General features: G+C 65.4%; 22 protein-coding genes and 1 riboswitch. Of the genes, 18 read left to right on the plus strand and 4 right to left on the minus strand.

Annotated elements, in window-relative coordinates:
• Nucleotides 1-21: 21 nt before the first annotated feature.
• The 5 genes from fzlA (at nt 22) to KM031_RS10730 (ending at nt 3,049) form a co-directional block, all read left to right on the plus strand.
• The gene (gene fzlA / locus KM031_RS10710; RefSeq protein WP_215505019.1) at nt 22-687 is read left to right on the plus strand and encodes an FtsZ-binding protein FzlA; all 666 of its coding nucleotides are present in this window, start codon (nt 22-24) and stop codon (nt 685-687) included.
• Between the two features lie 35 nt (nt 688-722).
• Nucleotides 723-1,751, plus strand: a complete 1,029-nt coding sequence (gene queG / locus KM031_RS10715; RefSeq protein WP_215505018.1) for a tRNA epoxyqueuosine(34) reductase QueG — start codon at nt 723-725, stop codon at nt 1,749-1,751.
• 51 nt (nt 1,752-1,802) lie between these two features.
• The gene (locus KM031_RS10720) at nt 1,803-2,267 is read left to right on the plus strand and encodes a DUF1294 domain-containing protein (protein WP_215504904.1); all 465 of its coding nucleotides are present in this window, start codon (nt 1,803-1,805) and stop codon (nt 2,265-2,267) included.
• A gap of 47 nt (nt 2,268-2,314) precedes the next feature.
• The gene (locus tag KM031_RS10725; RefSeq protein WP_215504903.1) at nt 2,315-2,500 is read left to right on the plus strand and encodes a hypothetical protein; all 186 of its coding nucleotides are present in this window, start codon (nt 2,315-2,317) and stop codon (nt 2,498-2,500) included.
• A gap of 120 nt (nt 2,501-2,620) precedes the next feature.
• Nucleotides 2,621-3,049, plus strand: a complete 429-nt coding sequence (locus KM031_RS10730) for an organic hydroperoxide resistance protein (RefSeq protein WP_215504902.1) — start codon at nt 2,621-2,623, stop codon at nt 3,047-3,049.
• A 68-nt stretch (nt 3,050-3,117) separates the two neighbouring features.
• Here the strand turns inward: KM031_RS10730 and KM031_RS10735 are convergent, their stop codons facing one another.
• Entirely contained in the window at nt 3,118-3,984 is an 867-nt protein-coding gene (locus tag KM031_RS10735) for a branched-chain amino acid aminotransferase (protein WP_215504901.1), read from the minus strand.
• 146 nt (nt 3,985-4,130) lie between these two features.
• Between KM031_RS10735 and KM031_RS10740 the strand changes: the two genes are divergently transcribed.
• The 7 genes from KM031_RS10740 (at nt 4,131) to dxs (ending at nt 9,938) form a co-directional block, all read left to right on the plus strand.
• Nucleotides 4,131-4,631: a MarR family winged helix-turn-helix transcriptional regulator gene (locus KM031_RS10740; RefSeq protein WP_215504900.1), complete on the plus strand. Its 501-nt coding sequence runs from the start codon at nt 4,131-4,133 to the stop codon at nt 4,629-4,631.
• The gene (locus tag KM031_RS10745; RefSeq protein WP_215504899.1) at nt 4,628-5,341 is read left to right on the plus strand and encodes a response regulator; all 714 of its coding nucleotides are present in this window, start codon (nt 4,628-4,630) and stop codon (nt 5,339-5,341) included. Before KM031_RS10740 ends, KM031_RS10745 begins: the two co-directional genes overlap by 4 nt.
• An 84-nt stretch (nt 5,342-5,425) precedes the next feature.
• Nucleotides 5,426-5,902 carry a DUF1176 domain-containing protein gene (locus KM031_RS10750; RefSeq protein ID WP_260691900.1) on the plus strand — a complete coding sequence of 159 codons (477 nt, stop codon included), beginning with the start codon at nt 5,426-5,428 and terminating at the stop codon, nt 5,900-5,902.
• A 72-nt stretch (nt 5,903-5,974) separates the two neighbouring features.
• Nucleotides 5,975-6,901: a histone deacetylase family protein gene (locus KM031_RS10755; RefSeq protein ID WP_215504897.1), complete on the plus strand. Its 927-nt coding sequence runs from the start codon at nt 5,975-5,977 to the stop codon at nt 6,899-6,901.
• Nucleotides 6,898-7,137, plus strand: coding sequence for an exodeoxyribonuclease VII small subunit (locus KM031_RS10760; RefSeq protein WP_215504896.1), 240 nt, complete (start codon nt 6,898-6,900; stop codon nt 7,135-7,137). The genes KM031_RS10755 and KM031_RS10760 overlap by 4 nt, the downstream gene beginning before the upstream one ends.
• Nucleotides 7,134-8,003: a polyprenyl synthetase family protein gene (locus tag KM031_RS10765; RefSeq protein WP_215504895.1), complete on the plus strand. Its 870-nt coding sequence runs from the start codon at nt 7,134-7,136 to the stop codon at nt 8,001-8,003. The genes KM031_RS10760 and KM031_RS10765 overlap by 4 nt, the downstream gene beginning before the upstream one ends.
• Before the next feature lie 21 nt (nt 8,004-8,024).
• The gene (gene dxs, locus KM031_RS10770) at nt 8,025-9,938 is read left to right on the plus strand and encodes a 1-deoxy-D-xylulose-5-phosphate synthase (protein WP_215504894.1); all 1,914 of its coding nucleotides are present in this window, start codon (nt 8,025-8,027) and stop codon (nt 9,936-9,938) included.
• Between the two features lie 16 nt (nt 9,939-9,954).
• Here dxs and KM031_RS10775 read toward each other — a convergent pair whose 3' ends face one another.
• Together KM031_RS10775 and KM031_RS10780 are read right to left on the minus strand one after the other, a co-directional pair.
• Nucleotides 9,955-10,602: an exopolysaccharide biosynthesis protein gene (locus KM031_RS10775; protein ID WP_215504893.1), complete on the minus strand. Its 648-nt coding sequence runs from the start codon at nt 10,600-10,602 to the stop codon at nt 9,955-9,957.
• A gap of 87 nt (nt 10,603-10,689) precedes the next feature.
• The gene (locus KM031_RS10780; protein WP_215504892.1) at nt 10,690-11,550 is read right to left on the minus strand and encodes an SDR family oxidoreductase; all 861 of its coding nucleotides are present in this window, start codon (nt 11,548-11,550) and stop codon (nt 10,690-10,692) included.
• Nucleotides 11,551-11,715: 165 nt separating this feature from the next.
• Between KM031_RS10780 and KM031_RS10785 the strand changes: the two genes are divergently transcribed.
• From KM031_RS10785 to KM031_RS10795, 3 genes are all read left to right on the plus strand, one after another.
• Nucleotides 11,716-13,191, plus strand: a complete 1,476-nt coding sequence (locus tag KM031_RS10785; protein ID WP_215505017.1) for an AMP nucleosidase — start codon at nt 11,716-11,718, stop codon at nt 13,189-13,191.
• Between the two features lie 151 nt (nt 13,192-13,342).
• Nucleotides 13,343-13,630, plus strand: coding sequence for an HU family DNA-binding protein (locus tag KM031_RS10790; RefSeq protein WP_215504891.1), 288 nt, complete (start codon nt 13,343-13,345; stop codon nt 13,628-13,630).
• 78 nt (nt 13,631-13,708) lie between these two features.
• Complete coding sequence (locus tag KM031_RS10795; protein WP_215504890.1) at nt 13,709-14,602, plus strand: DMT family transporter; 894 nt, start codon at nt 13,709-13,711, stop codon at nt 14,600-14,602.
• A gap of 10 nt (nt 14,603-14,612) precedes the next feature.
• Here KM031_RS10795 and aroC read toward each other — a convergent pair whose 3' ends face one another.
• A complete protein-coding gene (gene aroC / locus KM031_RS10800; protein WP_215504889.1) occupies nt 14,613-15,713 on the minus strand; it encodes a chorismate synthase in 1,101 nt (366 codons plus the stop codon).
• Between the two features lie 124 nt (nt 15,714-15,837).
• Nucleotides 15,838-15,936, plus strand: a riboswitch (TPP riboswitch).
• Nucleotides 15,937-15,975: 39 nt separating this feature from the next.
• On the opposite strand from aroC, the gene thiB reads away from it, so the two are divergent.
• The 3 genes from thiB to KM031_RS10815 are packed head-to-tail and all read left to right on the plus strand — an operon-like array spanning nt 15,976 to nt 19,152.
• Nucleotides 15,976-16,956, plus strand: a complete 981-nt coding sequence (gene thiB, locus KM031_RS10805) for a thiamine ABC transporter substrate binding subunit (protein ID WP_215504888.1) — start codon at nt 15,976-15,978, stop codon at nt 16,954-16,956.
• Nucleotides 16,932-18,479, plus strand: a complete 1,548-nt coding sequence (locus KM031_RS10810; protein ID WP_215504887.1) for an ABC transporter permease family protein — start codon at nt 16,932-16,934, stop codon at nt 18,477-18,479. Before thiB ends, KM031_RS10810 begins: the two co-directional genes overlap by 25 nt.
• Nucleotides 18,463-19,152, plus strand: coding sequence for a thiamine ABC transporter ATP-binding protein (locus KM031_RS10815; RefSeq protein ID WP_215504886.1), 690 nt, complete (start codon nt 18,463-18,465; stop codon nt 19,150-19,152). Before KM031_RS10810 ends, KM031_RS10815 begins: the two co-directional genes overlap by 17 nt.
• Nucleotides 19,153-19,155: the final 3 nt, after the last annotated feature.

Raw genomic sequence — 19,155 nt, forward strand, 5'->3', positions numbered from 1 at the left:
TCTGTGAAAGTCCTGCCCGCTATGAACCGCCTGTATCACGTTCCGCTCTCGCCCTTCTGCCGCAAGGTGCGCCTGACGCTGGCCGAAAAGCGCATCGAGGTGGAACTGGTCGAGGAACGCTACTGGGATCCGTCGCCCGATTTCCTGCGGCGCAACCCGGCCGGAAAGGTGCCGGTGCTGCGCATGGAGGGCCGGGTAATGAGCGAAAGCCAGGCGATCTGCGAATATCTGGAAGAAGCGTTTCCCACCCCGGTGCTGATGCCGCGCGATGTGGATGGCCGCTATGAGGTGCGCCGGATCTGCGCCTGGTTCGATGACAAGTTCCATGACGAAGTGACCTCGAAGCTGCTGTATGAGCGGGTCAACAAGAAGGTGATGGCGCAGGGCTATCCCGACAGCAAGAATGTGAAATTCGGGGCCAGTCGGATCAAGTATCATCTCGATTACATGGCTTGGTTGCTGGATCAGCGGCGCTGGCTGGCAGGCGATGCGATGACGCTGGCCGACTTTACGGCAGCGGCGCATCTGAGCTGTCTGGATTACATCAGCGACGTGGACTGGAACCGCCATGCCGTCGTCAAGGACTGGTATGTCAAGATCAAGTCGCGGCCCTGTTTCCGCACCCTGCTGATGGATCAGGTGCCGGGCTTTCCGCCGCCCGCCCATTATGCCGATCTGGATTTCTGACCGGCCGCCGGGCCTTTGGATCAGGGTGAATGGGCATGGATGCCGCGGTGCTGAAGGAACGGCTGGTGCTGCGGGCCCTGGAGGAAGGCTTCTCCAAGGTTGGCATCTGTGCACCGGATGCCGTGCCGGAAACGGCGGGGCGGCTGCGCGCCTTTCTTGAGGCGGGCCGTCACGGCCAGATGGCCTGGATGGCCGAGCGCGAGGCCTGGCGCGGCTCTGCCGCCGCCCTCTGGCCCGAGGCGCGGTCTGTCATCATGCTGGCAGAGGTCTATACACCCGAGGCCGATCCGCTGGCGGTGCTGGAGCGGCCCGAGCGCGCGGCGATCAGCGTCTATGCCCAGGGCAAGGATTATCACGATCTGGTCAAGCGGCGGCTGAAGCGGCTGGGCGGTTGGTTCGCCCATCTCAGCGGGGCCGAGATCAAGGTCTTTGTCGATACCGCACCGGTGATGGAAAAGCCGCTGGCACAGGCGGCAGGGCTGGGCTGGCAGGGCAAACACACCAATCTTCTGGCGCGGGATCTGGGCAGCTGGTTCTTTCTGGGCGCGATCTTCACGACCGAGGATCTGCCGAAAGACACGGCAGAGACGGGCCATTGCGGGCGCTGCACCGCCTGTCTGGACATTTGCCCGACCAAGGCCTTTCCCGCCCCCTATCAACTCGATGCACGGCGCTGCATTTCCTATCTGACGATTGAGCACAAAGGGCCGGTGGACGCAGAGCTGCGCGGGTTGATGGGCAATCGCATCTATGGCTGCGACGATTGTCTGGCCATCTGCCCGTGGAACAAGTTCGCGCAGGCGGCAAAGGACATCGGCTATCAACCGCGTGTCGGGGCGCCGCTGCTGGCCGATCTGGCGGTGCTGGATGATGCGGCGTTTCGGGCGCGCTTTGCCGGATCGCCGATCAAGCGGATCGGGCGCGACAGGTTCGTGCGCAATGTCCTGTATGCCATCGGCAATTCCGGGGATCGCGGCTTGTGGCCTGTGGCCGCCGCGCTGCGCGGTGACAGCGACCCGGCGGTTGCCGATGCGGCAGAGTGGGCCTGTGGGCGGCTTGCCTGAATTTTGCCATCGCTTGGCGTCAGACTGCCCGGAGTGATTCAGGGTGAAACGATGTCGACATTTCTTGCGCCGGGCAGCACCGGCCTTTTTTATCTCAGCCTTCTGGCCCTTGGCCTTCTGGTCAACCTGCTGACGCTGCTGGCTTTCTGGATCGACAAACGCCGGGCCGAGGCTGACGAATGGCGGGTGCCCGAGGCCCTGCTGCTGCGGCTGGCCTTGCTGGGCGGCTGGCCCGCCGCAAAGCTGGCGCAGATCGGATTGCGCCACAAAACCCGCAAACAGCCGTTCGGGCGCAAGCTGAACCGGGTGCCGCTGTGGCAGGCGCTGGCACTTGTTCTGGTGCTGGGCATCAGCTTTGGCCGGTCCGACGCGCTGCAACTGCAAGCGCAGGAGATGCTGGGGCAGGCGTCAAGCCTTTGGGCGTCGGGCGGCAGCAACAGCGCGGAACCCCGCGTGAAACCGGCAGCCGCACCGGCGGAACCCGGCGCAGCGCGATGGATCACGGTTGGGGAATAGCCGATTCGGGCGTAGTCTGTTGCCAACTCACACAGGAGGAAGACAGGATGAGCAGACATCTGGCTGACAAACGCGCGCCTTCGAATGGCGGGCGTGTAAAACAATTTCTGCGCATCGCGCATCAGAATGCACAGGATCTGTGGCAGGATTCGCGCCGCCGCCCGGTTCCGGTGGCCGTGAACAACCGCCGCATGGTCGAATTCCTGCGCATTGCGCGCGGGCGGCAGGTCTAATGGTTTACGCTGACGCGGCATGTCTTGCCGCGTCAGACCACCTGACCAAAAGACGTTGACATAACTTCAAACATATATATCGTGCACGATATAGTCATGAAGGATTTAATGGAGGATCCAATGATCAAGGACGTAGTGTATCGCACGGTGGCAGAGGCCAAGGGCGGCGGGCGCAATGGCACGTCGGCAACGCTGGACGGCGCGCTGGCCGTGACGCTGAGCGTGCCGAAGGAAATGGGCGGCGAAGGCAAGGGCAACAACCCCGAACAGCTGTTCGCGGTCGGCTATGCGGCCTGCTATCTGGGCGCGATCCGCTTTGCGGCGGGCAATGAAAAGATCGGTGATGTGCCCGTGGATGCCAGCGTCAAGACGCAGATCGGCATTGGCCCGCGCGCCGAAGGCGGCTTTGGCATCACCGCGACGCTGACCGTCAGCCTGCCGGGGGTCGAGCGCAGCGTGGCGGAACGCATGGTCGAGCGCGGCCATTTCATTTGCCCCTATTCCAATGCGATCAAGGGCAATGTGCATGTGGTGACCATTCTGGAGTGACCGCCGCCGCAATGTAAAAAGCCCGGCGCATCTCTGCGCCGGGCTTTGTCATTTCCGGGCTGCCGCACTCAGGCGCGGACAAGCGCCTCGTATTCGGTGGCGATGTCGCGGGTCAGCGCGCCCACCTCGAAATGGTAATCGCCGATCTGGCCCACCGGGGTCACTTCGGCGGCGGTGCCGGTCAGCCAGCACTGTTCAAAGCCTTCCAGCTCTGCCGCCTCGATATGGCGCTCATGCACCGTGATACCTTTGGCCTTCAGCATTTCGATCACGGTCTGGCGGGTGATCCCATTCAGGATCGCATCCGGCAGCGGCGTATGCACTTCGCCATTTTTCACAAAGAAGATATTCGCGCCGGTGGCTTCGGCCACATAGCCGCGATAGTCGAACATCATCGCGTCAGAGCAGCCCTTGGCCTGTGCCGCATGTTTCGACATGGTGCAGATCATGTACAGACCGGCCGCCTTGGCCGCATGCGGGATGGTTTCCGGCGAGGGGCGCTTCCATTTGGAAATGTCGAGCTTGGCGCCCTTGAACTTGGCGTCGCCATAATAGGCACCCCAGGTCCAGCAGGCGATGGCAAGGCGCACCGGGTTGGCGAGGCTGGCCACGCCCATTTCTTCGCCCGCACCCCGGAAGGCCACCGCGCGCACATAGGCATCGGTCAGGCCATTGGCGGCCAGAACCGCATCCTTCGCCGCGTTGATCTGCTCCACCGTATAGGGGATCGGCATGTCCAGCAGATCACCCGAAGTCAGCAAGCGCTGCGAATGTTCCGAGGATTTGAAGATCTTGCCATTATAGCACCGCTCGCCCTCGAACACCGACGAGGCGTAGTGCAGCGCATGGGTCAGGATGTGGACCTTGGCCTCACGCCACTCCACCATCTCGCCATCCATCCAGATCTTGCCGTCACGATCATCAAATCCAGCCATCGAAACCTCCTCGGCTTTTCGGAATGTTGCGCAAGAAAGGTCCATATCGGGCATAAAGTTGCGCAAAAACTGAGATTCGCTAACAGTTGCGTCTTGGAAAGTCAACAAGGCTGACGTAAATTCAACGCAAGTGCAGGGAGGCGGGGATGAGTGAGCCGGGTGCGGGCGGGGAAAGCCTGCTGTTTCTGACGGATGAGCAATTGCGCAAGGGCATCGAGGCGATGTTCTTTGCCTATCGGGGATTCACCGCCGATCCCGACCGGATTCTGGACGGAATGGATTATGGCCGCGCGCATCACCGGGCGATCCACTTCATCCACCGCTCGCCGGGGACAACGGTCAACAATCTGCTGTCGATCCTGGGCGTGACCAAACAGAGCCTGAACCGGGTGCTGCGCACCCTGATCGACGACGGGCTGGTGGAAAGTCGCGTGGGCCGGGTGGACAAGCGCGAACGGCATCTGTTCCTGACCGAAAAGGGATCAGAGCTGGAACGGGCCCTGTCGGATGCCCAGCGGGCGCGGATGCGCGCGGCCTATCGTGCTGCGGGGCCGCAAGCGGTGCAGGGCTTTCGCACCGTGCTGGAGGCGATGATGGACCCGGATCTGCGCAAACAATACCAAACCATGAAGGAGAGCGGCGCATGAGCGATCCGCAAGCGCATCTTCTGGTGGTGGATGATGATGAACGCATCCGCGGGCTGTTGCAGAAGTTCCTGATCCGCAATGGCTTTCTGGTCACGATTGCCCGCGATGCGGCGCAGGCGCGGCGGTTGCTGGCGGGGCTGGAGTTCGATCTTCTGGTGCTGGATGTGATGATGCCGGGCGAGGATGGCATCGCGCTGACCCGCGATCTGCGCGCCAAGATGGGCGTGCCGATCCTGCTGCTGACGGCCAAGGGCGAAACCGTGAACCGGATCGAAGGGCTGGAGGCGGGGGCGGATGATTATCTGGTGAAACCGTTCGAGCCGAAAGAGCTGTTGCTGCGCATCAATGCCATCCTGCGCCGGGTGCCAATGAACAAACCCGCCGAAACCGGGCCGAAAGTGCTGCATCTGGGCACGGTGCGCTATGACATGGAGCGCGGAGAGCTGTGGCGTGGCACCGAACCCGTGCGCCTGACCGCGACCGAGGCGCAGCTGATGCGCATCTTCGCGGCCCAGCCCGGCGAGCCGGTCAGCCGCGAGCGTCTGGTTGGCGATCTGGGGCCAAGCGAGACCGACAGCGGCGAAAAGGCGCAGGAACGCGCGGTGGATGTGCAGATCACCCGGCTGCGCCGCAAGATCGAGGCGGACCCGAAACAACCGCGCTATCTGCAAACCGTTCGGGGTGCGGGATATATGCTTCAGCCCGATTGACGCAAAGGGCAGGCGCTGTAAGGTCGCGCGGCTGCCCCTCCGGCAGCGTTTGGGAGAGACGAGATGCGACCTGCGAAGTGTTTGGTGACTGGGCTTGCGGCGCTGCTGCTGTCCGGGGTGATGGTGCAGGCACAGGATTTGCAGGCTTTCGACACGGTCGAAGGGTGGGAAATTCTGGTGGATCCGACGGTGGGCAATGGCTGTCTGATCAATGCGGAATTCGAAGATGGATCGGATGTGCGCATCGGCTTCGATATGGCGGCGGACAGCGGCTATGTGCTGGCGGCGAACGCGGCTTGGGGCGACATCGAACAGGGCGCAACCTATCCGCTGACCTTCAGCCTGGATGGCGATGTCTATGAGGCCGAAGGCAAGGGCCTGTATATCGACGACCTGCCGGGCGTGGATATTGCCTTTGACAGCATGGATTTCCTGATGGGTCTGGCTGAAAAGAACAGCATGGAGCTTTCGACCTCCAATGGTCCGGTGATGACAATCGACCTGAGCGGCAGCGCTGCCGCCTTGCTGCGGGCGATTGAATGTCAGGAACAGCAGGGCTGATCCGGTCTGCGGTTTCGGGGCGCGGTCTGCCCCCGGAACCGCCTGAGGGCTTTGCACGGAAAGGGCAAGGATATGACAACGCTGGTCTATTCACACCCCGATTGTCTGGACCATCGCGAACCGCCGGGCCATCCCGAACAGGCCGCGCGGCTGTTGGCAGTTGAACGGGGGCTGGCCGGGCTGGATCTGGAGCGGCGGGAGGCCCCCTTGGCCGATGTGACGGATGTACTGCGCTGCCATCCGGCGCAATATGTGGCGCGGGTCGAACGCGCGGTGCCGCAGCAGGGCTGGGCGCAGCTGGATGGCGACACCTATATGGCCCCCGGATCCTGTCAGGCCGCCTTGCGCGCTGTGGGGGGCGTCTGCGCGGCAGTGGATGCGGTGATAGGCGCGCAGGCGCGCAATGCCTTTGTCGCCTGCCGCCCGCCGGGCCATCATGCCGAACGTGAAACGGCCATGGGCTTTTGCCTGTTCGGCAGCGTGGCGATCGGGGCGAAACGGGCGCTGGATCATCACGGGCTGGCTCGTGTGGCGGTGGTGGATTTCGATGTGCATCACGGCAATGGCACGCAGGATCTGCTGTGGGACGAGCCGCGCTGCCTGTTCGCCTCCAGCCAGCAGATGCCGCTCTATCCGGGCAGCGGTTTCGCGGATGAGCGCGGCGCACATGGGCAGATGGTGAATGTGCCGCTGCGTGGGGGCAGTGGCGGTGCCGAGATGCACGCCGCCTATCAGCGCGAGGTGTTTCCGCGCCTGACTGCCTTTCAGCCGGAGCTGATCCTGATTTCGGCGGGGTTTGATGCCCATGCCGACGATCCGCTGGCCGGGCTGATGTGGCGCACGGCAGATTTTGCCTGGCTGACGGAACAACTCTGTGATCTGGCCGATGCGCTGTGCGGCGGGCGGGTGGTATCCGCGCTGGAGGGCGGTTATGATCTGGATGCGCTGGCGGCATCTGTCGCGGCGCATGTGGGTGTATTGCAGCGGAGGGGCCAATGACCGGAAAACCGATTGCCGAGATGACATTTGAAGAGGCGATGGGCGCGCTGGAAGCCGTGGTGACCCAGCTGGAGCGCGGCGATGTGGCGCTGGAGCAGAGCATTGCCTTTTACGAACGCGGGGCGGCACTGAAAGCGCATTGCGCCGACAAGCTGAAAGCCGCCGAAGAAAAAGTGGAACTGATCCGCGCGCAGGAAGGCCGTGCCGTCGGCACCACCCCGGCGGAGGGGATGTGAGCTTTCCGGCCCTGTTGGCGGCAGATGCCGCATTGGTGCAGGCGCGGCTGGATGCGGCGCTGCGCGCGCGGGCCGAGGTGCCGGTGGTGCAGGCGATGCGCTATGCGGTGCAGGGCGGCAAGCGGCTGCGGGCCTTCCTCGTGCTGGAATCGGCCCGGCTGCATGGCATCGCGCCCGAGGCGGCGGTGAGTGCGGCAGCCGCGGTCGAGGCTTTGCACGCCTATAGCCTGATCCATGATGATCTGCCCTGCATGGATGATGACGATCTGCGCCGGGGCCTGCCCACGGTGCATGTGAAATGGGATGAGGCGACGGCGGTTCTGGCAGGCGATGCCTTGCAGACCCTGGCGTTTGAATTGCTCTGTGATCCGGCGCTGGGCGGGGCAGAGCGGCGGCTGGCGCTGGTGGGCGGATTGGCCCGGGCCAGCGGGGCCGAAGGCATGGTGCTGGGGCAGGCGCTGGATATTGCCGCCGAAACCGCGCCGGTGCCTTTGACGCTGCCCGAAATCACCCGGCTGCAAGCGGGCAAGACCGGCGCGCTGATCTGCTTTTCGGCCGAGGCCGGGGCCTTGCTGGCCGGGACCGATCCGGCCCCCTTGCGGGCCTATGCCACAGCGCTGGGGCTTGCTTTTCAGATTGCCGATGACATCTTGGATGTGGAGGGCGATGCGGCCTCGGTCGGCAAGCGTGTCGGCAAGGATGCCGAAGCGGGCAAAGCGACCTTCGTGTCCCTGCTGGGGCTGGAAGGGGCGAAAATCCGCGCAGCGGCGCTGGTGGCCGAGGCGGAAGCGGCCCTCGCGCCCTATGGCACTGCGGCCAGTGCCTTGATTGACGCGGCGCGCTTCGTTATCTCGCGCCAGAGCTGAACAACCCCGAGGAGGGGCGCCATGACTGACAGACCCAGGACGCCCGTATTGGATCGGGTGCGCGTGCCCGCCGACATGAAGGGCCTGACCGACCGGGAGCTGCGGCATCTGGCGGACGAGCTGCGCGCCGAGACGATCTCGGCGGTGTCGGTCACCGGCGGGCATCTGGGCGCGGGTCTGGGTGTGGTCGAGCTGACGGTGGCGCTGCATGCGGTGTTCGATGCGCCGCGCGACAAGATCATCTGGGATGTGGGCCATCAATGTTACCCGCACAAGATCCTGACCGGGCGGCGCGATCGGATCCGCACCCTGCGCACCGAAGGCGGGCTGTCGGGCTTCACCAAACGGTCGGAAAGCCCCTACGATCCGTTCGGCGCGGCGCATAGCTCCACTTCCATCTCTGCCGCGCTGGGCTTTGCCTGCGCCGCCGATCTGGGTGGTGATCCGGGCGATGCGGTGGCGGTGATCGGCGATGGCTCGATGTCGGCGGGCATGGCCTTCGAGGCGATGAACAACGCGGGCCACCTGAAAAAGCGGCTGTTCGTGATCCTCAACGACAATGAAATGAGCATCGCGCCGCCGGTCGGGGCGCTGTCCTCCTATCTGAGCCGCCTTTATGCGGGCGCCCCGTTTCAGGAGCTGAAAGCGGCGGCCAAGGGCGCGGTCAGCCTGCTGCCCGAACCGTTTCAGGAAGGCGCGCGGCGGGCCAAGGAAATGCTGAAAGGCATGACCGTGGGCGGCACCCTGTTCGAGGAGCTGGGCTTTTCCTACGTCGGCCCGGTGGATGGGCATGATTTGGACCAATTGCTGCCAGTGCTGCGCACCGCGCGGGCGCGCGCGACCGGGCCGATCCTGATCCATGTGATCACCAAGAAGGGCAAAGGCTATGCCCCGGCAGAGGCGGCCCGCGACAAGGGCCACGCCACCGCCAAGTTCGATGTGCTGACCGGCGCGCAGGTCAAGGCCAAAAGCAATGCGCCCAGCTATACCAAGGTCTTTGCGCAAAGCCTGATGGCCGAGGCGGGCCGCGATGACAAGATCGTGGCGGTAACGGCGGCTATGCCGGATGGCACCGGGCTGAACCTGTTTGCCGAACGCTTTCCGCGCCGCTGCTTTGATGTGGGCATTGCCGAACAACATGCCGTGACCTTTGCCGCCGGGCTGGCGGCGGGCGGGCTGAAGCCGTTCTGCGCGATCTATTCCACCTTCCTGCAACGCGGCTACGATCAGGTCGTGCATGACGTGGCGATCCAGCGTCTGCCGGTGCGCTTTGCGATCGACCGGGCCGGGCTGGTCGGCGCGGATGGTGCAACCCATGCCGGATCGTTTGACGTGGCCTTCATGGCCAATCTGCCGGGCATGGTGGTGATGGCTGCGGCAGACGAGGCGGAACTGGTGCATATGGTCGCCACTGCGGCGGCCTATGACGAAGGGCCAAGCGCCTTCCGCTTTCCGCGCGGCGATGGGGTCGGGGTGGAACTGCCCGAGCGGGGCGTGCCCCTGACCATCGGCAAGGGCCGGGTGATCCGCGAAGGCAGCCGCGTGGCGCTGCTGTCCTTTGGCACGCGGCTGGCCGAAGTGACCCGCGCAGCCGAGGCGCTGGCCGCGCGCGGCATCACCGCCACCGTGGCCGATGCGCGGTTTGCCAAGCCGCTTGACCGCGACCTGATCCTGCAACTGGCGCAGCATCATGAGGCGCTGATCTGTATCGAAGAGGGCGCGGTCGGCGGCTTTGGCAGCCATGTCGCGCAATTGCTGGCCGATGCGGCGGTGTTCGACCGGGGGCTGAAGTTCCGCTCGATGGTGCTGCCCGATACGTTCATTGATCAGGCCAGCCCCGAGGCGATGTATGCCGTGGCTGGCATGAATGCGCCGCAGATCGAGGCGAAGGTTCTGGAGGCCCTGGGCGTGGCGGTGGTGGGCCTGCGGGCCTGAAGCCCGCCTCTGGCCATCAGCCGAAAGCGTTTATCACCACAAAAATCGCCGATTTCACCAGCGCGTAGGCAATGCTGCCCACCCAGCCAAAGGCCGCGACGGTGCTGATCAGGCCGACGATCACCCACAGCCCGTCCCGCTCCAGCAGGGCGAGGGCGATCACGCAGATGGCGGCGGCGGGCAGAAGGTTGCCCAGCGGGATCGGCAGCGACAGCAGCACCGCAAGGGCCAGACAAACGCCACCCAGAACCCGCTCCATCACCGGGCTGACCAGCGGCCACCAGCGTTGTTGCAGCATCTTTTCGGCGCGGTTGAGGATCGGCGTGGCTTTCGAGACGATGTTGCGGAACGCGTCACGCGTCATCGACCGGTTGGCGATGAAGCCGGGCAGCCAAGGTTGCCGCCCCAGCATCAATTGCGATGACAGATAGATCAGCGGCAGGCCCAGCACCGCCGCAACGCCGGGCGGGGTGGGCAGGATGTTCGGAAAGGCAAACAGGAACAGCAGGGCGGCAATGGCCCGCCCCTGCATCGCAGTCAGCAGATCGCCCACCGTCACCCGCTCTGCGGTATGGTCTTCGGCAAAGGCTTGCAGCAGTTCCGAAAACCGTCGGCGGGCTTTGGCAGGCACGGCAGACGGGTCGGTATTCGTGTCACTCATCATCTTCGCTGCTCTTGCCCTTGCTCCGCCTAGAGGTAGGGGCGGGGCCCCGGCTGCGCAAGGGTGATGATACGCCGCAGGCAAGGGCGGTCAGCGCGCGCCCTTTGTCGGGATCTGGGCGTGAAGGGCGGCCAGACCGTCGCGATAGGTCGGATAGCGCAGGGTCACCCCCAGATCGGTTTTCATCCGGTCATTCCGCACCCGTTTGCTTTCGGCATAAAAGCTGCGGGCCAGCGCGGTCATGTCGGCCTTGTCGATCTCAACTTCGGGAGGCAGCGGCACGCCCAGCAATTCGGCGGCATGGCCCAGCACATCTTGCGGCGGCGACGGATCATCGTCGCAGATGTTGTAGATTGCGCCGGGGGCCGGGCGGTGGATCGAGGCCTCCAGAACCTGCCCGATATCCTCGACATGGATGCGCGAAAAGAACTGGCCGGGTTTCACGATGCGCTGTGCCGTGCCCTCCAGCACCTTGCGGAACGGGCCACGCCCCGGCCCATAGATCCCCGCCAGCCGGAAAATATGCAGCGGCAGCCCCAGCGCCTGCCATTGCGCCTCGGCCGCGACCCGGTGATGGCCGCGCGCGGTGCCGGGGGTCAGCGCCGTGGTCTCGTCCACCCAACCGCCCTGATGATCGCCGTAAACGCCGGTGGTGGACAGATAGCCGACCCAGCGCGTCGGCGCCTGTGCAAGCTGTGCCGCATGGGCGGCCAGCACCGGATCACCCGCTGCATCCGGCGCGATGGAGCTGAGGATATGCGTCGCCTGTGCCAAGGCCGGGGCCAGATCGGCCCCCGGCCAGATCAGCGGCTCCACCCCCTGCGCGGCCAGCCGGGCCGCTTTTTCGGCGCTGCGCGTGGTGCCGATCACCCGCCAGCCCTGCGGCAACAGCCGCGCCGCCAAAGCCTGCGCCGAATATCCATGGCCAAGCGAAAGAAGAACCTGTGTCATGCCGCCCCTGCGCACTGCCTGTTCGCACCCATTTTCCGCGCTGTGCTGCGCGGATGCAAGCCGCGTCATGCCGCTGTGACGCCGGGCCGCTATCTGCGGCAGGACTTGATTTGCTCCGCACAGACAGTGCAGAAAGGGCGATCAAAAAATGGATAGACAGACGTGATGCAGATTTCACAGACCATACTGACGCCGCCCGATGCGGCGCATGAAAGTTTCACCGATCCCGCCGCAGCCGTGGCGCGGCTGGAGGCGCTGTATGACGAGGCGACCGCCTTCCTGTCGGCCCAGTTCAGCACGGTGGTGATGGGGCAGCGCCCGACAGCGCGGCTGCGCGCCTATTACCCCGAGATCCGCTTTACCACGACCAGCTTCACCAAGACCGACTCGCGTCTGTCCTTCGGCCATGTGGCGCAGCCCGGCAGCTATGCCACCACCGTCACCCGGCCCGATCTGTTCCGCAATTACCTGACGCAGCAGATTGCGCTTCTGATCCACAATCACGGTGTTCCGGTCAGCATCGGCCCGTCGCAGACACCGATCCCGGTGCATTTTGCGGTGGCGGGCAACCCCGGCGTGGCCGTGCCGCAGGAGGGCGTGCTGGACTTCTCGCTGCGTGATGTGTTCGACGTGCCGGATCTGGCCACCACCAATGATGACATCGTGAATGGTGTGCTGACCGAATATGCCGATGGCTCGCGCCCGCTGGCACCGTTCACTGCGCAGCGGGTGGATTATTCGCTGGCCCGGCTGGCGCATTACACCGCAACCGATCCGCGGCACTTCCAGAACCATGTTCTGTTCACCAACTATCAGTTCTATGTCGATGAATTCGAGGCCTATGCCCGCAAGGTGCTGGGCGACCCGGACTCCGGCTATACCGGCTTTGTCGCCCCCGGCAATCACGAGATCACGACGCCCGACGCGGTGCTGCCGCTGAACCCGAAAATGCCGCAGATGCCGACCTATCACCTGAAACGGGCGGATGGGCAGGGCATCACGCTGGTGAATATCGGGGTCGGCCCGTCGAATGCGAAAACCGCCACGGACCACATTGCCGTGCTGCGCCCCCATGCCTGGCTGATGGTCGGCCATTGCGCCGGGCTGCGCAACAGCCAGAGCCTTGGCGATTTTGTGCTGGCCCATGCCTATCTGCGCGAAGATCACGTGCTGGATGCCGATCTGCCGATCTGGGTGCCGATCCCGGCACTGGCCGAGATCCAGATTGCGCTGGAAGATGCGGTGGAACATGTGACCCAGCTGGAAGGTTACGAGTTGAAACGCATCATGCGCACCGGCACCGTCGCCACCATCGACAATCGCAATTGGGAGCTGCGCGACCAGTCCGGCCCGGTGCAGCGCCTGTCGCAATCGCGCGCCATTGCGCTGGATATGGAAAGCGCCACCATCGCCGCGAATGGCTTTCGCTTCCGGGTGCCCTACGGCACCTTGCTTTGTGTCAGCGACAAACCGCTGCATGGCGAATTGAAACTGCCGGGCATGGCGTCGGATTTCTACAAGACGCAGGTGTCGCGCCATCTGCTGATCGGGATTCACGCGATGGAGCTGTTGCGCGAAATGCCGGTGGAACGTATCCACAGCCGCAAGTTGCGCAGCTTCGAGGAAACCGCCTTCCTCTGAGCCCTGCCAGCTTTGGCAAAACGCCGCGTAAACGGGCGATCGGGGCTTGCACTTTGCCGCGAAAACCTGTGTAGCGGGGCGCATCACGCCCCCGATGGGGCAAAGACAGACCCCGCGAGGCAGCGGGGCCAAAGACGATAAGGAACAGGACATGTCGAAACCGATGACCAAGACGCAGCTGGTGGCCGCTCTGGCCGAAACCATGGGCGCCGACAAGAAAGTCGCCGGCTCTGCTCTGGATGCGATTGCCGAAGTCGTGGCGCGCGAAGTGGCCGCCGGTGGCGCCGTGACGCTGCCGGGCCTTGGCAAGGTCGTGTGCCGCGAGCGTCCCGAGCGTCAGGTCCGTAACCCGGCCACGGGCGAAACCGTGACCAAGGCGGCTGACAAGCAGGTGAAATTCACCATCGCCAAAGCCCTGAAAGACAGCGTGAACGGCTGAGCCATTCCCGCCTTGCAGCCCCCGGGCTGCACTCATAGGGTCGCCTCGGGCGGCCCTTTTGCTTTTGCGGAGACGGAGATGGATATACGCGCGCTTGCGATGGGTCTGGCCTTCGCGGTGATCTGGTCTTCGGCCTATGCCACCGCGCGGGTGATCGTGGCGGATGCGGCGCCGCTGCTGTCGCTGGCCATCCGCTTCTCCATCTCGGGGGCGCTGGCCTTGGCTGTCGGGCTGGCGCTGGGGCAGCGGTTGCGGCTAACGCCTGCGCAATGGCGCGCGACGCTGATCTTCGGCCTGTGCCAGAATGCGATTTACCTCGGGCTGAATTTCGTGGCGATGCAATGGATCGAGGCCTCCCTGGCCGCAATCATCGCCTCGACCATGCCGCTGCTGGTGGCGGCTCTGGGCTGGATGCTGTTCGGCGAACGCATCCGCCCGCTGGGAATCGTCGGCCTGTTGACCGGCATGGCCGGGGTGGCGCTGATCATGGCGGCGCGGATGCAGGGCGGGGCGGCCCCCTTGGGGCTTGCGCTGTGCCTGATCGCCGCGCTGGCCTTGGCGCTGGCCACGCTGATGATGCGCGGGGCCAGTTCGGGCGGCAATCTGTGGATCGTGGTGGGTTTGCAGATGTGGGTCGGCGCAGCACTGCTCTGGGTCGCGGCGCTGGGGTTCGAACCGTGGCGGCTGACCGCCTCGCCCGCCTGGATGCTGGCGATGGCGTATCAGATCGTCATGCCGGGCATTGTGGCGACGGTGCTGTGGTTCGGGCTGGTGGCGCGGATCGGGGCGGTGAAAGCCTCGACCTTTCACTTCCTCAACCCGTTCTTCGGCGTGCTGATCGCCGCCGTGCTGCTGGGCGAGGCGGTGCGTCTGACCGATATGATCGGCGTGGTGATCGTGATGGCGGGGATTCTGGCGGTGCAGATTTCCAAACAGGTGCCGTCAGTTCAGGCCCCTGCGCGCGGGGCCTGAACTGGCAGGTTCAGCCGATCTTGCCGCGTTGCCCGCCGGTCTGGCCACGATCCAGCAGCAGGTGATCCAGCAACACTGCCGCCATCATCGCCTCGCCCACCGGCACGGCGCGGATGCCGACACAGGGATCATGCCGCCCCTTGGTGATCAGATCCACCTCTTCGCCGCCCTGCGTGACCGTCTGGCGCGGTGTGAGGATCGAGGAGGTGGGTTTCACCGCAAATCGCACCACCACATCCTGCCCGGTGGAGATGCCGCCCAGTATACCGCCTGCGTGGTTTGACAGGAACTCCGGGCCATTTGGCCCCATGCGGATCTCGTCGGCATTCTCGACCCCGGTCAGGCAGGCGGCGGCCATGCCTTCGCCGATCTCCACCGCCTTCACGGCATTGATGCTCATCATCGCGGTGGCCAGATCGCTGTCGAGCTTGGCATAGATCGGCGCGCCCAGCCCCGCAGGCACACCCGAGGCGACAACCTCGATCACCGCGCCGACGGAATTGTGGGCCTTGCGCAGGTCATCCAGATAGGCCGCCCAATCGGCCACCGCGACCGCATCGGGGCACCAGAACGGGTTCTGGTCGATCTGCGCGGCGTCAAACCGGCTGCGGTCAATCTGATGCGGGCCGATCTGCACCATATAGCCGGTAATTTTCAGCCCCGGCACCAGCGCAGCCAGCGCCGCCCGCGCCACGCCGCCCGCCGCCACCCGCGCCGCGGTTTCGCGCGCGGACGACCGGCCACCGCCGCGATAATCGCGCAGGCCGTATTTCTGATGATAGGTGATGTCGGCATGGCCGGGGCGGAAGGCGCGGGCAATCTCGCCATAATCCTTGCTGCGCTGATCGGTGTTGTCGATCATCAGCTGGATCGGCGTGCCGGTGCTGCGCCCCTCGAACACGCCCGACAGGATCTTCACCTGATCGGGTTCCTGCCGCTGGGTGGTGTATTTGTTCTGCCCCGGCTTTCTGCGGTCCAGCCAGTGCTGCAAGGCTTCGGCCTCGATCGGCACACCGGGCGGGCAGCCATCCACCGTGGCCCCCAGCGCAGGTCCATGGCTTTCGCCCCAGGTGGTGACGCGAAACAGATGTCCGTAGGTGTTGAAGCTCATGGCGCGCACTCCTTCTTGCGTTTGTGCATATGCCAAGCCCCGCTGCGGATAAACCCGAAATTCGTCTGATAGGGCGGGGCGAAGAGGGCTCCCCCTTGCGCCTGTCGCGCTTTGGCTTATGGTCTGCGCCACCTCGGGGTGCCTTGAGTGGCTGAGATGCGAAAGCGGACCCGTTGAACCTGAACCGGTTAAGACCGGCGGAGGGAAGGTGTGACCAACTCTGGCACGCTCCGTCTCCGCCCGTCGCAGATGGAGGATGACGATGAAATCACCTATGTTTGCTGCGGGTTTTCTGGCTGTCGCGTCGGTCGCGCAGGCAGAAACCCCAGTGCTGAATGTGCTGACCTATGACAGTTTTGTCAGCGAATGGGGCCCCGGCCCGGCGATTGAAAAGGCGTTCGAGGCCGAATGTGGCTGTGATGTGGTCTTTACGGCGGCGGGGGACGGTGCGGCCCTGCTGGCGCGGGTGCAGCTTGAGGGCGCGAAAACCGATGCGGATGTGGTGCTGGGGCTGGATACCAACCTGACCGCCGCCGCCCGCGCAACCGGGCTGTTTGCCGCGCATGGCCAGACGCCCGACCTTGCGCTGCCACTGGCCTGGACCGATGCCGATTTCCTGCCCTATGACTGGGGCTGGTTCGCCTTTGTCCACAACAAGACGCTGACGGCGCCGACCTCCTTCAAGGCGCTGGCCGAGTCGGATCTGAAGATCGTGATTCAGGATCCGCGCTCCTCCACCCCCGGTCTGGGCCTGCTGATGTGGGTGAAAGCGGCCTATGGGGACGAGGCTCCGGCGATCTGGGCGGCGCTGGCTGACAATATCGTGACCGTGACCCCCGGCTGGTCCGAGGCGTATGGCCTGTTTCTGGAGGGCGAGGCCGATCTGGTGCTGAGCTATACCACCTCGCCCGCCTATCACCTGATCGCCGAAGAGGATGACAGCAAGACCGCCGCCGTGTTCGAGGAAGGCAATTACCTGCAGGTGGAGGTGATGGGCAAACTCGCGGCCAGCGATCAGTCCGACCTGGCGGATCGGTTCATGGCCTTCGTTCTGTCGGATGCGGCGCAAGAGATTCTGCCCACGACCAACTGGATGTATCCGGCCAAACTGCCGACGGCGGGTCTGCCCAAAGGCTTCGAGACCTTGGTGCAGCCGGGCAAATCGCTGTTGCTGGGCGCGGACGAGGCCGAAGCGGCCCGCGCGGGCGCGTTGGAAGAATGGCGCGCCGCGCTGTCCCGCTAGGGGCTTTTGCCACGGCCATCGGTCTGGGGGCGCTGACCCTCGGGCCGCTGGCCGTGGTGATGATGCAGGCGGGCGGCGGCGGGGGTATCACCGCCGCCGACCTTGCGGCCCTGCGGTTCACCGTGACACAGGCGGCGCTGTCGGCGCTCGCCTCGGTTGCCTGTGCAGTGCCGGTGGCGCGCGCGCTGGCGCGGCGGCGGTTTCCGGGGCGCAGGCTGGCGATTGCCGCGCTGGGTGCGCCGTTCCTGTTGCCGGTGATCGTGGCGGTGCTGGGCCTGCTGGCGATTTTCGGGCGGTCGGGCCTGATCAATCGCGGGCTTGAGGCCCTTGGCCTGCCGGAAGTGTCGATCTATGGCATGGGCGGCGTGGTGCTGGCGCATGTGTTTCTGAACATGCCTCTGGCCACCCGCATGATCCTGCAAGGCTGGCAGGCGGTGCCGGGCGAGCGGCTGCGGCTGGCCGAAAGCCTTGGCTTCGGGCCGGGCGCGATCTTTCGGCATATCGAAGCGCCCATGCTGCGCGATGTGTTGCCGGGGGCGCTGCTGGCGGTGTTTGCGATCTGCCTGACCAGTTTTGCGGTGGTGCTTGTGCTGGGCGGCGGGCCGGGCGCGACCACGGTGGAACTGGCGATCTATCAGGCCGTGCGGTTCGAATTCGATCTGCCCAAAGCCGCCACGCTGGCGGTGATGCAGGTGCTGGCCTGCGGGGCGGCGGTGCTGCTGGCCGGGCTGTTCACCGTGCCCAGCGGCTTTGGCGCGGGCCTGGACCGGGCTGTGGCGCTTCCGCGCCCGGCGGGCTGGCGGCGTCTGCTCGACGCGGCGGCGATTGCGCTTGCGCTTGGCTTCATCGCTGCGCCCCTGCTGGCGGTGGGCTTTCGCGGGCTGCCGGGGCTGATGGCGCTGCCTTCGGCGGTCTGGCCTGCACTGGCGGCCTCGTTGACGGTGGCGGTTCTGGCCGCCCCGCTGGCGGTGGGTGCGGCGTTGCTGCTGGCGCTGGCGCTGGCGGTGGCGCGCGGCTGGCGCGGGCTGGAGCCCGTGGCGATGCTGCCGATGGCGGGATCGTCGCTGGTGCTGGGCACCGGGCTGTTCCTGCTGGTGTTTCCCTTTGTCTCTCCGGCGCGGGTGGCGCTGCCGGTCACGGTTCTGGTGACGGCGGTGATGGCGCTGCCCTTCGCCTTTCGCATCCTGCTGCCCGAGGTGCGGGTGCTGATGGCGGATTATGGCCGTCTGGCCGATGCGCTGGCGCTGCGCGGCTGGGCGCGGCTGCGCTGGCTGATCCTGCCCCGGCTGCGCCGCCCGCTGGGCTTTGCGCTGGGGCTGACGGGTGCGATGGCGGTGGGGGATCTGGGCGTGATCGCTCTGTTCGCGGCGGAAAAGGGGGCCACATTACCTTTGGTCGTGCAGCGGCTGATGGGGGCGTATCGGACTGAGGCGGCGGCGGGGGCGGCGCTGCTGCTGGTGGCGGCGGCCTTTGCGCTGTTCTGGATCTGCGATTGGTGGGGGCGGCATGGATCTGACACTTGAGGCGCTGCGGCTGCGGCAGGACGACTGGACGCTGAGCGCCGATTGGGCGGCAGTGGCTGGCCAACGCATCGCGGTGATCGGGCCGTCGGGCGCGGGAAAATCAACGCTGCTGAATGCGATTGCCGGGTTTGGCGCGCTGGATCAGGGCATGATCCGCTGGCAGGGCAGGCGCATTGATCTGCTGCCGCCCGGTGCGCGGCCGATCTCGATGCTGTTTCAGGATCAGAACCTGTTTCCACATCTGACGGTGGCGCAGAATCTGGGCCTCGGGCTCGACCCCGCCTTGCGCCGGGTGGATTGGGCGGCGGTGGATCAGGCGCTGGAGCGTGTGGGGCTGGCCGGGCTGGGGGCGCGCAAGCCTGCGCAGCTGTCGGGCGGGCAGCAAAGCCGGGCGGCGCTGGCGCGGTCTTTGCTGCGGGCGCGGCCCATCCTGCTGCTGGACGAACCCTTTGCGGCGCTGGGGCCTGCGCTGAAGGCCGAGATGCTGGCGCTGGTGGCCGAGCTGGCCGGGCAGGCGCTGGTTCTGATGGTGACGCATGACCCCGAAGATGCCCGCGCCTTTGCCAGCCATACCGTGCTGGTGGCCGAGGGGCGGGCCGATCCGCCGGTGCCCACGAACGCGCTGTTTGCCGATCCGCCTGCGGCGCTTGCGGCCTATCTGGGGCAGGGCTGACGG

This window comes from Gemmobacter fulvus, assembly GCF_018798885.1.
Classification (GTDB): Bacteria; Pseudomonadota; Alphaproteobacteria; order Rhodobacterales; family Rhodobacteraceae; genus Gemmobacter; species Gemmobacter fulvus.

What these genes read in the sequence shown, in the direction of transcription:
- fzlA (WP_215505019.1), top strand. Translation starts at nt 22, where the DNA reads ATGAACCGCCTGTATCACGTTCCGCTCTCGCCCTTCTGCCGCAAGGTG.
- queG (WP_215505018.1), top strand. Translation starts at nt 723, where the DNA reads ATGGATGCCGCGGTGCTGAAGGAACGGCTGGTGCTGCGGGCCCTGGAG.
- KM031_RS10720 (WP_215504904.1), top strand. Translation starts at nt 1,803, where the DNA reads ATGTCGACATTTCTTGCGCCGGGCAGCACCGGCCTTTTTTATCTCAGC.
- KM031_RS10725 (WP_215504903.1), top strand. Translation starts at nt 2,315, where the DNA reads ATGAGCAGACATCTGGCTGACAAACGCGCGCCTTCGAATGGCGGGCGT.
- KM031_RS10730 (WP_215504902.1), top strand. Translation starts at nt 2,621, where the DNA reads ATGATCAAGGACGTAGTGTATCGCACGGTGGCAGAGGCCAAGGGCGGC.
- KM031_RS10735 (WP_215504901.1), bottom strand. Translation starts at nt 3,984, where the DNA reads ATGGCTGGATTTGATGATCGTGACGGCAAGATCTGGATGGATGGCGAG.
- KM031_RS10740 (WP_215504900.1), top strand. Translation starts at nt 4,131, where the DNA reads ATGAGTGAGCCGGGTGCGGGCGGGGAAAGCCTGCTGTTTCTGACGGAT.
- KM031_RS10745 (WP_215504899.1), top strand. Translation starts at nt 4,628, where the DNA reads ATGAGCGATCCGCAAGCGCATCTTCTGGTGGTGGATGATGATGAACGC.
- KM031_RS10755 (WP_215504897.1), top strand. Translation starts at nt 5,975, where the DNA reads ATGACAACGCTGGTCTATTCACACCCCGATTGTCTGGACCATCGCGAA.
- KM031_RS10760 (WP_215504896.1), top strand. Translation starts at nt 6,898, where the DNA reads ATGACCGGAAAACCGATTGCCGAGATGACATTTGAAGAGGCGATGGGC.
- dxs (WP_215504894.1), top strand. Translation starts at nt 8,025, where the DNA reads ATGACTGACAGACCCAGGACGCCCGTATTGGATCGGGTGCGCGTGCCC.
- KM031_RS10775 (WP_215504893.1), bottom strand. Translation starts at nt 10,602, where the DNA reads ATGATGAGTGACACGAATACCGACCCGTCTGCCGTGCCTGCCAAAGCC.
- KM031_RS10780 (WP_215504892.1), bottom strand. Translation starts at nt 11,550, where the DNA reads ATGACACAGGTTCTTCTTTCGCTTGGCCATGGATATTCGGCGCAGGCT.
- KM031_RS10785 (WP_215505017.1), top strand. Translation starts at nt 11,716, where the DNA reads ATGCAGATTTCACAGACCATACTGACGCCGCCCGATGCGGCGCATGAA.
- KM031_RS10790 (WP_215504891.1), top strand. Translation starts at nt 13,343, where the DNA reads ATGTCGAAACCGATGACCAAGACGCAGCTGGTGGCCGCTCTGGCCGAA.
- KM031_RS10795 (WP_215504890.1), top strand. Translation starts at nt 13,709, where the DNA reads ATGGATATACGCGCGCTTGCGATGGGTCTGGCCTTCGCGGTGATCTGG.
- aroC (WP_215504889.1), bottom strand. Translation starts at nt 15,713, where the DNA reads ATGAGCTTCAACACCTACGGACATCTGTTTCGCGTCACCACCTGGGGC.
- thiB (WP_215504888.1), top strand. Translation starts at nt 15,976, where the DNA reads ATGAAATCACCTATGTTTGCTGCGGGTTTTCTGGCTGTCGCGTCGGTC.
- KM031_RS10810 (WP_215504887.1), top strand. Translation starts at nt 16,932, where the DNA reads ATGGCGCGCCGCGCTGTCCCGCTAGGGGCTTTTGCCACGGCCATCGGT.
- KM031_RS10815 (WP_215504886.1), top strand. Translation starts at nt 18,463, where the DNA reads ATGGATCTGACACTTGAGGCGCTGCGGCTGCGGCAGGACGACTGGACG.